At 73.2% G+C, this 13,095-nt stretch carries 12 protein-coding genes; 5 read left to right on the top strand and 7 right to left on the bottom strand.

Features of this window, described 5'->3' with window-relative positions; genetic code table 11:
* Nucleotides 1–79: 79 nt before the first annotated feature.
* Nucleotides 80–2,482 (bottom strand): glycoside hydrolase family 95 protein, encoded by a 2,403-nt coding sequence (locus tag ACWDRB_RS41865; RefSeq protein WP_449903536.1) that lies wholly within the window; start codon nt 2,480–2,482, stop codon nt 80–82.
* 191 nt (nt 2,483–2,673) lie between these two features.
* Here ACWDRB_RS41865 and ACWDRB_RS41860 point away from each other — a divergent pair, with 191 nt between their 5' ends.
* Together ACWDRB_RS41860 and ACWDRB_RS41855 are read left to right on the top strand one after the other, a co-directional pair.
* The gene (locus ACWDRB_RS41860; RefSeq protein WP_449903534.1) at nt 2,674–3,552 is read left to right on the top strand and encodes an aldo/keto reductase; all 879 of its coding nucleotides are present in this window, start codon (nt 2,674–2,676) and stop codon (nt 3,550–3,552) included.
* Nucleotides 3,553–3,555: 3 nt separating this feature from the next.
* On the top strand, nt 3,556–4,386 hold the full coding sequence (locus ACWDRB_RS41855; RefSeq protein WP_449903531.1) for an amidohydrolase family protein: 831 nt from the start codon (nt 3,556–3,558) through the stop codon (nt 4,384–4,386).
* Here ACWDRB_RS41855 and ACWDRB_RS41850 read toward each other — a convergent pair.
* The 6 genes from ACWDRB_RS41850 to ACWDRB_RS41825 are packed head-to-tail and all read right to left on the bottom strand — an operon-like array spanning nt 4,383 to nt 9,810.
* A complete protein-coding gene (locus tag ACWDRB_RS41850; protein WP_355201044.1) occupies nt 4,383–5,423 on the bottom strand; it encodes an aldose 1-epimerase family protein in 1,041 nt (346 codons plus the stop codon). The two genes, ACWDRB_RS41855 and ACWDRB_RS41850, sit on opposite strands and share 4 nt — an antisense overlap.
* A complete protein-coding gene (locus ACWDRB_RS41845) occupies nt 5,420–6,118 on the bottom strand; it encodes an SDR family NAD(P)-dependent oxidoreductase (protein ID WP_449903528.1) in 699 nt (232 codons plus the stop codon). The genes ACWDRB_RS41850 and ACWDRB_RS41845 overlap by 4 nt, the downstream gene beginning before the upstream one ends.
* Complete coding sequence (locus ACWDRB_RS41840; RefSeq protein ID WP_449903526.1) at nt 6,115–7,131, bottom strand: hypothetical protein; 1,017 nt, start codon at nt 7,129–7,131, stop codon at nt 6,115–6,117. The genes ACWDRB_RS41845 and ACWDRB_RS41840 overlap by 4 nt, the downstream gene beginning before the upstream one ends.
* On the bottom strand, nt 7,119–8,309 hold the full coding sequence (locus ACWDRB_RS41835) for a CaiB/BaiF CoA transferase family protein (RefSeq protein WP_449903524.1): 1,191 nt from the start codon (nt 8,307–8,309) through the stop codon (nt 7,119–7,121). Before ACWDRB_RS41835 ends, ACWDRB_RS41840 begins: the two co-directional genes overlap by 13 nt.
* Nucleotides 8,309–9,073 (bottom strand): enoyl-CoA hydratase/isomerase family protein, encoded by a 765-nt coding sequence (locus ACWDRB_RS41830; RefSeq protein WP_350733780.1) that lies wholly within the window; start codon nt 9,071–9,073, stop codon nt 8,309–8,311. Before ACWDRB_RS41830 ends, ACWDRB_RS41835 begins: the two co-directional genes overlap by 1 nt.
* Before the next feature lie 26 nt (nt 9,074–9,099).
* Nucleotides 9,100–9,810 (bottom strand): FadR/GntR family transcriptional regulator, encoded by a 711-nt coding sequence (locus tag ACWDRB_RS41825; protein ID WP_350733778.1) that lies wholly within the window; start codon nt 9,808–9,810, stop codon nt 9,100–9,102.
* Nucleotides 9,811–9,893: 83 nt separating this feature from the next.
* On the opposite strand from ACWDRB_RS41825, the gene ACWDRB_RS41820 reads away from it, so the two are divergent.
* From ACWDRB_RS41820 to ACWDRB_RS41810, 3 genes are read left to right on the top strand one after another with little or no spacing between them, the layout of a single operon-like run.
* On the top strand, nt 9,894–10,541 hold the full coding sequence (locus ACWDRB_RS41820) for an aspartate/glutamate racemase family protein (RefSeq protein WP_449903520.1): 648 nt from the start codon (nt 9,894–9,896) through the stop codon (nt 10,539–10,541).
* Nucleotides 10,538–11,785 (top strand): RuBisCO large subunit C-terminal-like domain-containing protein, encoded by a 1,248-nt coding sequence (locus ACWDRB_RS41815; RefSeq protein ID WP_355201033.1) that lies wholly within the window; start codon nt 10,538–10,540, stop codon nt 11,783–11,785. Before ACWDRB_RS41820 ends, ACWDRB_RS41815 begins: the two co-directional genes overlap by 4 nt.
* 22 nt (nt 11,786–11,807) lie before the next feature.
* Entirely contained in the window at nt 11,808–13,049 is a 1,242-nt protein-coding gene (locus ACWDRB_RS41810) for a four-carbon acid sugar kinase family protein (RefSeq protein WP_449903518.1), read from the top strand.
* Nucleotides 13,050–13,095 lie beyond the last annotated feature (46 nt).

Raw genomic sequence — 13,095 nt, 5'->3', positions numbered from 1 at the left:
CGCGTCCGGACGGGGTGCGGTGGAGCCCGGCGCCCAGGCAGGGCGCTTGCCCGGGCGGGGCGGGGGCGGGCGGCGGAGGTCAGGGGGACGGGGTGAGGTCGTAGGTGGTGCCTCGGCGGGTGTCGAGGACGGCGACGTTCGGCTCCGGGCGGGAGACCGTGACCGGGCGCCCGCCCGACGTCACCGTCACCGGCGCGGCAGTCCGGAGGGTGAGTTCGCGGCCCAGGTCCGAGCGGATCCGCCCCCCGGTCAGCGCGCCCGCGCTCCACGACAGGCCCACCTCGAAGCCGCCCCGCGCCCGGAAGCCCCGGATCGACCCGGCCGGCCAGGCGGCGGGCAGGGCGGGCAGCAGGTGCACCTGGTCCCCGTGGCTCTGCAGCAGCATCTCCGTGATCCCCGACGTCCCGCCGAAGTTGCCGTCGATCTGGAACGGCGGATGCAGGTCGAACATGTTCGGCGCCGTACGGGCGGGCAGCAGCAGGTTCGACAGCCGCTTGTACGCCTCGGCGGCGTCCAGCAGCCGCGCCCAGAAGTTGATCTTCCAGGCGAGCGACCACCCGGCTCCCGCCTCGCCGCGCAGCTCCAGGGTGCGCCGGGCGGCGGCGGCCAGGTCGGGCGACAGGCGCGGGTCGATCTGGTGGCCGGGGAAGAGGCCCCACAGGTGCGAGATGTGGCGGCTGCGCGAGAGCGCCGCGTCGCCCCGGTAGTCCTCCTGCCACTCCTGGATCTGCCCCAGGTGGCCGATCTGGTTGGGGACGAGTTTCGACCGGGCGTCCGCGGCCTTGGCGCGCATGTCCGCCTCGACCCCGAGGATCTCCGACGCCTCCGAGAAGGCCCCGAACAGGTCCCGCAGGATCTGCATGTCCATGGTGGGCCCCGCGCAGATGCTGACGTTCTCGCCGCCGTCCTCGTGGTGCCCGACCTCCGGGGAGTGCGACGGGTTCGTCACCAGGTAGCCGCTCCGGGGATCGGTCTGCAGCGTGTCCAGGAAGAACTCCACCGACCCCTTGATCAGCGGGAAGTGCTCGCGCAGGCGCCGCTCGTCCCCCGTGTAGAGGTAGTGCTCCCAGAGCATCAGGCACAGCCACGCCCCGCCGCTGGGCCACACGCCGTAGAAGGCGAAGTCCACGGGCGCCGTCCCGCGCCAGCCGTCGGTGTTGTGGTGCGCCACCCAGCCCTTCGCGCCGTACTGCGCCGCGGCGGTCTTCGCCCCCGTCTCCGCCAGATCCTTGATCAGGTCGAACAGCGGGTCCATGCACTCGACCAGGTTCGCGGGCGCGGCGGGCCAGTAGTTCATCTCGCAGTTGATGTTGATCGTGTACTTCGACTCCCACGCGGGCGTGAGCGAGTCGTTCCAGATGCCCTGCAGGTTGGCGGCGTAGCCGGGCGAGCGGGAGGAGGAGATCAGCAGGTAGCGCCCGAACTGGTAGTACAGGGCGGCCAGCCCCGGGTCGGTGTCGAGCTGCTTGCGCGCGATCCGCTGGTCGGTGGGGAGCGCGGCGGCCTCCGAGGTGCCCAGGTCGATCTCGAGCCGCCCGAAGAGCCGCTGGTAGTCCCGTACGTGCTTGCGCTTCAGCACCTCGTACGGCTGCCCGCACGCACGCGTGAGATGCCGGCCCGCCACCTCGGCCGGGTCGCCGCCGACGTCCTTGTAGCTGCGGTAGCTGGAGCCCATGGAGATCAGCAGCGTGACCTCGTCCGCCCCCTCGACGATCAGCGTGCCGCCGTCGGTGCGGACCGCGCCGCCGCGGGTCTCCGCCCTGGCCAGGGCCCGGAAGCGGACCTCGCCCTTCAGGCCCTGCGTGTCGGCGCTGACTCCGTCCAGGGCGATGGAGTCGCGGCCGGCGGAGGAGGTGGAGGACGCCTGCGGGCTGGTGAAGGCCGCCTGGAACGACACCGAGCCGGGCTTGTCGGCCGTGTGGCGGACGACCACGACCTGGTCCGGGTTGCTGGCGAAGACCTCGCGCGTGTGGCGCACGCCGTCCCGCACGTACGTGACCGTCGTGACGGCCCGGGACAGGTCCAGCTCGCGGCGGTACTCCGTGAACTCCGCCGCGCCCGGGAAGGTCAGCGTGAGGTCGCCCAGCACCTGGTACGGCGCCTGCTCGCTGGGCTTGCCGAGGAACTTCTTGTCCGCCAGGTTCTGGGCGGCCTGCCACTTGTCCTCCCAGACCAGCCGCCTGATCTCGGGGAGCGCCGCCAGCGCCTCGGGATTGTCGTAGTCGTGCGGCCCGCCGGCCCAGATGCTGTCCTCGTTGAGCTGCAGGCGCTCGGTGGCCACGCCGCCGAAGACCATGGCCCCGAGCCTCCCGCACCCGACCGGCAGCGCCTCCAGCCAGGCCGCCGCCGGGCGGTCGTACCAGAGCTTGAGCGGGCCGGCGGCCGTGGAGGCGTGCGCGGGGGTGGTCACGAGCAGGGACCCGGCCGCGGCGCCTAAGCCGGTCTTGAGTACGCCTCGTCGTGTGTAGCCGTCGTTGGACACCGTCACTCCTGTTCCAGAACACGGTGGAGGGGAGCGCATGGATGCGTACGACCTGTCCGGCTCAGCAGCCGCTCACAGGGACGCCACAAGCGCGGTGAACGTAGGATGTATCTTTACGCGAAGAAGTCATCTGATGTCCATACCTCCCATAGATCTAGCCGAAAGATGGGAGCTCTGCTAGGTTGCCGATCATGGAGAAACTCGGACGCAGCGGCGTTGGCGTTTCCCGGATCGGCCTCGGCACCGCGCCCCTGGCAGGGCTCTACACCGCGGTCGGCGACGAGCAGGCCGCCGCCACGCTCGACGCCGCCTGGTCCGCGGGCGTCCGCTACTTCGACACCGCCCCCCGCTACGGCTCCGGACTGGCCGAGAGGAGGCTGGGCAGCTTCCTCTCGGGCGTCGACCGGTCCGAGGCGACGGTGTCCAGCAAGGTCGGCGCGCTGCTCGGCCCCGCCAGGCGCGACTACACCGTGGAGGGCGTCTACGCCTCGCTCGCCGCCAGCCTCGAACGCTCCGGGCTCGACGCGTTCGACATCCTGCTCATCCACGACCCCGACGACCACTGGGAGGAGGCCGTGCGGCACGCCTACCCGGCGCTCGCGCGGCTGCGCGAGCAGGGCGGGGTGCGGGCGATCGGCGTCGGCATGACGCAGGCCGAGATGCTGGTCAAGTTCGTGCGGGAGACCGACGTCGACTGCGTGATGGTGGCCGGCCGCTACAGCCTGCTCGACCGCACGGCGGCCGACGAACTGCTCCCGCTGTGCGCCGAGCGCGGCACCGGCGTGCTGGTGGCGGGGGTGTTCAACGGCGGCATCCTGGCCGACCCGGGGCCCGGCGCGTACTACGACTACGCCCCGGCGCCCGAGCCCGTGCTGAAGCGGGCGCGCCGCCTGGCCGAGCGCTGCGCCGCGTACGACGTGCCGCTCGCGGCGGCCGCGCTCCAGTTCCCGTTGCGCCACCCGGCCGTGACCGGCATCGTGGTCGGCGCCCGCAGCCCCGAGGAGGTGGCCGAGGACCTCGCCCTGGCCGCCACCCCGATTCCCGAAGCCCTCTGGACCGAGTTGGACTGAAGCATGACCCGCATCGACGCCCACCACCACATCTGGGACCTCGCCGCCCGCCCGCACGGCTGGCTCGACCCCGAGCCGATGGCGCCCATCCGGCGCACCTTCACCCTCGACGACCTCGCCGGGCCCGCGGCCGCGGCCGGAGTGACCGCGACCGTGCTGGTGCAGGTGCTGCCCGATCTGGCCGAGACGCGCGAGTTCCTGGCGCTGGCCGCCGAGTCCGACCTGGTCGCGGGCGTCGTCGGCTGGATCGACCTGACCGCGCCCGACGCCGCCGACACCCTGGCGGGCCTGCCGGCCGGGCTGGTGGGCGTCCGCCACGGCGTCCAGTCCGAGCCGGACCCCGACTGGCTCACCCGGCCCGACGTGCGCCGCGGGCTCGCCGCGGTGACCGCCGCCGGGCTGGCGTACGACCTGCTCACGCTGCCGCACCAGCTCCCGGCCGCCGTCGACACCGTGACGGCCATGCCCGAGCTCACGTTCGTGCTCGACCACCTGTCCAAGCCGCCGATCGCCACCGGCGAGCTGGAGCCGTGGCGCAGCCGGATCCTGGAGCTGGCCGCCCGCCCGAACGTCTACTGCAAGCTGTCCGGCATGGTCACCGAGGCCGACTGGGCGTCCTGGCAGGTGGCCGACCTGCGGCCGTACGCCGAGACCGTCCTGGAGGCGTTCGGGCCCGAGCGGGTGATGTTCGGCTCCGACTGGCCGGTCTGCCTGCTCGCGGCCGGGTACGACCAGGTCGCACAGGCCGCGGACGACCTGTGCGCCGGGTTGTCGGAAGGCGAGCGGGCCGAGGTCTTCGCCGGTACGGCCCGCCGCGCGTACCGGCTGCACTAGGAGACGCGGAAGGTCGTCTGATACGTCCGCGACTCCTGCGGGCCCAGCCAGATCATGCTGCCGTCCTCCCGCGCCGCCGCGTCGCCCGACACGTGGTGGGTGGACGGCTCCAGGCCGACCGCGTAGTTGCCCGAGCGCAGGTTCAGCCACTCGAAGAAGTACGGGAACTCCTCCGCCCGCCACTCCACGGTGACCTTCATCCCGAGCCGGTCGTTGGCCACCGCCACCCGGTGCAGCCCGTCCGCGCCGGGGTTGAGCGCGTGCTCGTACACCTGCTCCACGAACCCCGGCGCCGGCCCCGGGAAGGTCACGTGGTCGGCCTTCTGCTCGGCCACGCTGTCGCTCTGCCAGAGCGTCTCGCGGATGTCGGCCTCCAGCCTGGCGCCCTCGTCGAGCAGCGGCCAGCCCAGGTTGATGTGGTAGAGGAACATGTGCGGCGCCGGCTCGAACCCGGCGTTGGTGACGGTGTCGACGAGCCTGATCTCGTCGCCGCCCAGGTCGGCCTCGATGCGGCGGACCAGGCGCAGGTTCTCGGCGAACACCGCGGCCTGGCGCACCTCGCCCTCGGCCCACAGCACGCAGCGGTCGCCGTCCCAGCGCTCGCCGTACCCGGTGAGCCGGGCCGGGAGGTTGCCCGCGCGGCCGTGCAGCCCGTGCCGCACCGACTGCCGGGGCGGGTAGCGGTAGGTGCCGGCGGGCACCTCGCCCCCGAACAGCGTGTGGTCGAGCCCGGCCGTGACGATGAGCCCGGAGAACGAGCGCAGCCAGGACAGCCCGTCCTCGTCGGCGTTCTCGTGCAGCCCGGGGTGGCGGAAGCCGGTGGGGGAGCGCCAGCCGAACGAGCGCCCGGCGTGCTCGGCGTGCCCGATGTCCATGCACCTGTCCACCAGCACGTCGAACGCCAGCCCCGAGCCGGTGCGGAACTCCAGCGTCCTGATGCCCCGCTCGACCCCGTCCCCGAGCGTCACCAGCCGGACCCCGCCGGCCGCGCTCAGGTCCCCGGTCAGCTCGGCCAGCCGCCTGCGGTCCGGCGTCATGCCATCACCCACCCTCCGTTGACTTCGATGGTCTGGCCCGTGACGAACGACGCGTCCAGGCCCGCGAGGAACGACACCACGGCCGCCAGCTCGTCGGGCGTGCCGCGCCGCTGGAGCGACTGCCGCTCCAGGACGAACCGGTTGTACGCCTCGGGGTCCTCGTGGATCTCCTCGGCCGCCGTCGGGAACGCGCCCGGCGAGACGCAGTTGACCCGGATCTCCCGCGGCCCCAGCTCGCGGGCCAGCGCCCTGGTCAGCGCCGCCGCCGCGCCCTTGGTGGCCACGTACGCGGCCAGGTCGGACCAGCCGCCGTGCATGGTGATCGAGGCGATGTTGACGATCGCGCCGCCCGAGGTCATCTGCCCGGCCGCGTGCTGGGCGGCCAGCCAGTAGGCCCGCTGGTTGACCGCGTGCACGTCCTCGTACTCGGCCAGCGGCACCTCCAGGAACGGCCTGGCGGGGTAGATCGCCGCGTTGTTGACGAGGATGCCGACCGGGCCGAGCCGCGCGGCCGTCTCGGCGAACGCGGACTCGATCGCGGCCGGGTCGCGCAGGTCCACCTTCAGGTTGAGCGCGCCTTCGAGGGAGCCGGCGTCGAGGTCGAGCGCCGCCACCTGGTGGCCGTCGGCGGCCAGCCGGCGGACGATCGCCCTGCCGAGCGCTCCGGCGGCGCCTGTCACGAGCGCCGTGGTCATGTCTGCCTCCATTCCTTGTGCAGGTCCCTGAGCAGGTCGCGGGGCCGGACGCGGGCGAGCAGCCCGTCGCGGACCAGCGCGGACGACCGCTCCTGCAGGGCGATGTAGCCGGGGAAGCGCGGCCTGATCCAGGCGGCCTCCAGGGTGGCGAGCGTGGGGTCGCCCTGCCAGGCGGAACGGGCCGCGGGCTGCCCGCCGGTGGCCGGGAACAGCTTCGTCTGCACGGGCTCCGACACCAGGCGGCGCAGGTGGGCGCGGACGGCCTCGCGGATCGAGCCGATGCGCCGCCTGGAGACCACGAGCCCGGTGCCGCCGAGCACGCTCCCGGGCGGCTCGCCCGGCCAGGCGGGGGCGTCCGAGAAGGTCAGGGGGTAGGTCACGTAGCCGTACAGAAGGGGGCAGAAGTCCACCCCGCCGGCCGTCATGGCGTCGAGCACGCCGATCGGATTGAGCAGCGACATGTCGCGGTCGGACCGCGCGAGCAGCTCCGACATGAGCTCCAGCGCCCGCTCCCCGGCCGCCTCGTCGAGGAAGTCACCCGAGCACAGCGCGCAGAACATGAGGAACGCGTGCGGCCCGCCCAGGCACAGCGCCATCCGCGCGTCCCGCGCGAACTCCGCCATCTCCGGCCACGTCCTCGGCACCTCGACGCCGGGCCCGGCCGCGCTCACCTGGGTGGCGGCGTCGAGCGGCAGCGCCCACTGGCGGCCCTCCAGGTGGTAGCTCTCGTAGCTCCTGCCGACGAACCGCGTATCCACCGGCTCGTCGAACAGCTCGTCCATCGGCACCAGCGCGTCCATGGCCGCGCCCAGCCCGGGATGGTCGATCACGAGCACGTCGTACGTCTCGCACAGCTTCGCGATCGGCTCCGACTCGAACCCCTCCAGGGGCTGCCGATCCCACTCGATCGGCTCCGGCACGTCCCCGTAGGGGTTGTCCCCTGCCAGGTCGAGCCGGGTCAGCTCGTCCAGCGGCGCGTACCCCCGGGGATGGTCCCAGGTCAGTCCTCGCATGCCAGCACGCCCTCCGCCACCAGCTCGGCCGTGCGCTCCGGCGGGTAGCCGAGCTCCTCCAGCAGCTCCCTCGTGTGCTCGCCGACCAGCGGCGCGCCCCGGCGCACCCGCGGCGGGGTGGCGCTGAAGCCATAGGGGAAGCCGGGCGTGGTGACCGTGCCCTCGGTGCGGTGCTCGTACGTGACGAACGAGCCGTTGTGCTTGACCTGCGGGTCCGCCACCAGCTCCGCGTAGCCGTACACCGGGCCCGCCCACAGGTCGTGGCGGGCGCAGATCTCCAGCCACTCGGCCGTCGTCCGCTCCGGCAGCCGCCCGGCGACCATCGCGGTGATCTCGTCGCGCCGGGTGTGGCCGTCGGCGTCGCCGTCCATGGCGGCCAGCTCCGGCAGGTCGAGGGCGACAGCGAGCGCGTCCAGCCTGGGCATCCCGAGCGCGAGGTAGCCGTCCTTGGTGGCGAACACCCCGTACGGCGCGCGGATGTAGGTGTGGCCGTGCGGCTCGTGCCCGCGCCGCTGCGGCACGCCGCCGACCGTGAAGATCGACAGCTCCTGCATCTGCACGGCGACGGCCGCGTCCAGCATGTTGACGCTCACCCGCTGGCCCTCGCCGGTCCGCTCGCGGTGCAGCAGCGCGGCCAGCGCGCCCTCGAAGGCGCTGTAGGCGGTGATGGCGTCGATGGCGTACGTGCCGGCGGGCGCGGGCGGGTCGCCGTCGCGGCCGGTGCTCAGCATGGCGCCGCTCATGGCCTGCAGGAGCAGGTCCTGGCCGGGTCTCGACACGTACGGGCCCGTCTCGCCGTACCCGGACATGGAGACGTACACGATGTCCGGGTTGATGGCGCGGATCGTGTCGTAGTCCATGCCGAGCCGCTCGGCCACGCCGGCGCGGTAGTTCTGCAGGAACACGTCCGCCGTCGCGGCGAGCTTGTGCACGATGGCGCGGCCCTCGTCGGACTTGAGGTTGACGGCGAGGCTGCGCTTGTTGCGGTTGAGGGACAGGAACGAGGCGTTCACCTGGTTCCCCGTCGCCCCGCCCGCCGGGGCGTGCCGCTGCCACTCGCCGGTCACCGGCTCCACCTTGACCACGTCCGCGCCCAGGTCGCCCAGCCGCATGGCGGCCAGCGGGCCCGCCATGGCGATGGACAGGTCGACCACGCGGTAGCCGTCCAGGACGCCCATCAGCGCCCCTCGAAGACGGGCTCGCGGCGCTCGGCGAAGGCGGCCCGGCCCTCGGCCGCGTCCTCCGTGGCGAAGCAGACGGTCTGCAGGTCGCGCTCGTACTGGATGGCCTGGTCGAGCGGCATCGAGTAGGCCGCCTTGAGGTTGGCCTTGGCGGTCTGCGCGGCGATCGGCGGCCGCCTGGCGATCGTCGCGGCCAGTTCGAGAGCCGCCGGCACCAGCTTCTCCTGCGGGAACACGTCGGTGACCAGCCCCCAGCTCTGAGCACGGGCGGCGTCTATGGGGTCGCCGGTGAGCAGCATCGTGGCGGCGTTGCCGGGCCCGACGGAGTGGGCCAGCAGCGCCGACTGGCCGCTGCCGCCGATCCAGCCGAGCTTGATCTCCGGCGCGGCGAACGTCGCCGTCTCGGCCGCCAGGCGGATGTCGCAGGCCATGGCCAGTTCCAGGCCGCCGCCGTAGGCGTAGCCGTTGACGGCCGCGATGATCGGCTTGCGCAGCGCGCGGACCGCGTCGCCGTAGTCGCCGCGGTTGCGGAACTCCCACGGCGTGGCGTACTCGTCCAGCTCGCGGATGTCGCTGCCGACGCAGAACGAGCGTTCGCCCGCGCCCGTGAGCACCGCGACCCGGATGGCGGGGTCGGCGTCCACCCGGCCCAGGCAGGCACGCAGCGCGGCGGCCATGTCAGGGGTGATCGCGTTGAGCTTGGCGGGTCTGTTGAGGGTGACGACGGCCACGGGGCCGTCCACGTCGATGAGGACGTCCAAAGTCAGCTCTTTCTTGCTGGAGATAGCTAGCAGCAGAGGCGTACGTGCTGCTCGGCGTCGGCGCGGGCGACCTCGACCACCTCGCGCATGGCCTCCTCGGCCTTGCGGTGGTGCCGTCGCCTGATCGCCAGCGCCACGCGCTCGTGGCCGGGCAGCGTTTCCTTGTTGTGCGCGACCGAACGGGTGTGCACCTGCCGTACGGAGCGCAGGGCGATGCTGATCATGTCGTAGATGTAGAGCAGCAGGTCGTTGTCCGCCGCGGCGAACACCGCCTTGTGGAAGGCCAGGTCGGCCTCGATGAAGGGTTCGGGGTCGTCGGCTGTGGCGTACAGGGCGGCCAGGGCCTCGTCGATGCGCCGCACCGCGACCGCGTCCGCCCGCTCGGCCGCCACCCTGGCGGCGCCAGGCTCCAGCGCGACCCGCAGGTCGGCCAGCATCTGGATGTCCCGGGGGCGCGGCTCGGGCTCGAACCGCCAGCTCAGGACGTCGGGGTCGAGCAGGTTCCAGGACTCGCGCGGTCGCACCCTGGTGCCCGCGCTCCGCCTGGTCTCCAGCAGGCCCTTGCCGGCCAGGACCTTCACGCCCTCCCGGACCGCGGAGCGGCCGATGCCCAGCTCGCCCACCAGGTCCTCCTCGATCGGGATGGACGTGCCGGGAGCGAGCTCGCCCGTGACGATGCGGGGGCCGAGGGCCTGGACCACCTGGGCGTGCCTGTCCCGCTTGGGATCGATTGCCACGCTCCGGACGCTACCGCTAGCGCCTGATTTTTCATAGCATTTCATCCGATGAAGATGACATTTCATCGGATGAAGTGAGGCTCATGACGAAGAGGCTGGGACTGATCCACACCTCCGCGACCCTGGTCGACGTGTTCGCCAAGCTGTGCGCCGAGCACCTGCCGGGAGTCGAGACCTTCAACATCGTCGACGACAGTCTGATCAAGAACACCATCGCCGCCGGCCACCTCACCCCGCGGACCGCCCGCCGCGTGGCCGGCCACATCGGCTCCGCGGAGGCGGCCGGGGCCGACCACATCCTGGTGACGTGCTCGTCGATCGGCGCCGCCGTAGAGGCCGCCGAGCCGCTGACGGGCGTGCCGGTGACCAGGGTGGACCGGCCGATGGCCGACCGCGCCGTCGCCCTCGGCCGCCGGATCGGCGTGCTCGCCACCCTGTCCACCACCCTCGAACCCACCGCCGACCTGGTACGCCGTCGCGCGGCCGCCTCGGACAAGGAGGTCTCGCTGACGGCCAGGGTGTGCGAGGGGGCGTTCGAGGCGCTGATGGGCGGGGACGCCGCCACGCACGACGCGCGGGTGGCCGGGGCGCTGGCCGCGCTGGCCGCGGAGGTGGACGTGATCGTGCTGGCCCAGGCGTCGATGGCCCGCGTGGCCGGTACGGTCGAGGCCCCGGTCCCGATCCTCGCCAGCCCGCCGCTCGCCATGGAGCACCTGGCGGCCGTGCTGTGAGCGGCGAGCTCACGGTCGCGACGTACCGGGTGCTCACCCGCCTCCCGCTGGAGCAGGCCGTGAGCGCGATCGCGGGGGAGCAGAGCACCGGCACCTTCGTCAGCGTGCGCGGCGAGACCGACGAGTTACGAGCCCGCCACAGCGCCGTGGTGCTGTCCATCACGGAGACCCCGCCCCTCTCCGAGCCCCTGCCGGGCGCGATCGGGGACGGGCCCCTGACGGCGGCCCTGGTCAGGATCGGCTTCCCGCTGGCGAACACCGGTCCCTCGCTCACGAACCTGCTCCCGGTGGTCGCGGGCAACCTCTACGAGCTGCGCGAGCTGGCCGGGCTCAAGCTGGTGGACCTGGAGCTGCCCGACGCCTTCGGGTCGGCGTACCTGCCGGCGGGGTTCGCCGTCGAGGGCACCCGGCGGCTGGTCGCCCGTCCCGAAGGCGTGCTGATCGGCACCATCGTCAAGCCGAACGTCGGGCTGCGCCCCGCCGACTACGTGGACCTGGTGCGCGAGCTCGGCCTGGCCGGCGCCGACTTCATCAAGGACGACGAGGTGAACGCCGACTGCCCGCCGGCCCCGCTCCCCGAGCGGATCCGCGCGGTGACGGCCGCCCTCGATGAGGTGGAGCGGCGGACCGGGCGGCGGCCGATGTACGCGTTCAACATCAGCGACGAGCCCGACCGGATGCTGCGCAACCACGACCTGGTGGTGGCCGCCGGCGGCACCTGCGTGATGGTCAACCTCAACGTCGTCGGCTTCCCGGCCGTCGCCATGCTGCGCCGGCACGCCAGGGTGCCGATCCACGGCCACGTCACCGGCATCGGGGCGCTGGCCCGCCACCCGGGGCTCGGGATGGGGCACGTGGCGTACCAGAAGCTGGCCCGGTTGGCCGGGGTCGACCAGCTGCACTGCGGCGGGTTCCACAGCAAGTTCTACGTCACGGACGACGAGGTCGCCGCCACGGTGGCGGCGGTCCGGGAGCCGCTGCTCGGCGGCTTCCCCTGCCTGCCGGTGCTGTCGTCCGCCCAGTGGGCCGGCACCGCGCCCGTCGCCCTGGCCCGTACGGGGACCACCGACCTGCTGGTGCTGGCCGGGGGCGGCGTGCTCGGCCACCCGGACGGTCCGGCCGCGGGGATCACCAGCATGCGCCAGGCCTGGGCGGCCTCCGTGGCGGGCGTTCCGCTGGACGAGGTGGACGAGCCGGAGCTGCGCGCGGCGCTGAAGCACTTCGGCGGGGTGATCCGGAAGTGAGGCTGAAAGGGGTGAGGCGGACGTGACGTCGTTCGCCTTCGTCGCGGACGACTTCACGGGGGCGACCGACGCGTTGTGGCAGTTCAGGCGGTTGGGGTTGACCGGCTCCCTGGTCACCGACGCCAGCCGCCTGGACGACGCGTACGACGTCATCGGGATCGCCACCACCGCCCGGGCTTCCGCGGACCCGGTGCCGGTGGTGCTGCCCGTGCTCAAGGCCGTGGCGGCGCTGCGGCCGCTGGTGATCCAGTACAAGGTCTGCTCGACGTTCGACTCCTCGCCCGCGCACGGGAGCATCGGGGCGGTCATCGCGGCCCTCCACCGTGAAGGGCTGGCGCGGGGCCCGGTCCCGGTGCTCGCCGCCCAGCCGGAGCTGGGGCGTTACACGTGGTTCGCGAACCATTTCGTACGCTCGGGCGCCGAGGTCCACCGGCTCGACCGCTACCCGCCGACGCGCGACCACCCGGTCACCCCCGCCTCGGAGTCGGACCTCCGGATCCGCCTGGCGGAGCAGGGGGCGGGGCGGGTCGGCTGGCTGCCCGCGTCGCCCGCGCCGTCGGAGGAGGCCTATCGGGCGCTGGGGGAGGACGCGGCCTTCGTGGCGGACGCCCAGACCGAGGAGCACGTCCGCGCGCTCGGCCGCCTCCTGCTCGCCGACGCGGGGAGCCGGGGCGGGCCGCTGTACTGCGTCGGCTCCGGCGGCCTGAGCCACGCCCTCGCCTCCGCCCACGTGGCGGCGGCCGGTGCGGGGCGGCGGCGGGAGCCCGAGCCGCTCGGCCCCGCCGCCCCCGTGCTGGTCGTGTCGGGCAGCCGCTCTCCGATCACCGCCCGTCAGATCGACGCGGCCGAGCGGGCGGGATGGTGCGTGCTGGACGCCTCCAGCGGGCTTCGAGGCGCGACAGGCTCCTTCGCGGGGCTCCTCGCCGAGGTGGCGGAGAGCCTGGGGGAGGGGCGCCACACGATCGTCCAGTCGACCCGCGGCCCGGCCCGGGATCCCGCGGCCATCGGGGAACTCCTGGGGCGGATCGCCTCGGTGGCCGTCCGCGCCGGGCTGGTCGGGCGGCTGGTGGTGGCGGGCGGCGACACCTCGGGCCAGGTCGTGGCCGCCCTCGGCGCCCGCTCCCTGGACGTGGTCGCCGCGCTGGCCCCTGGCGCCCCGGTATGCGTGCTGAACTCGGACGATCCTGCATACGACGGGCTCGAAGTGGCGCTGAAGGGCGGCCAGGTCGGCGGCGACGACTACTTCCTGGCCGTCGCACGCTGAAGGCGTTGGAAGACAAGGGAGGCCCGATGGTGGAAGGACTAGAATC

This window comes from Nonomuraea sp. NPDC003707 (assembly GCF_053587055.1).
Note: the sequence above shows the minus strand (reverse complement) of the source record. Positions and strands in the feature narration are given on the sequence as shown.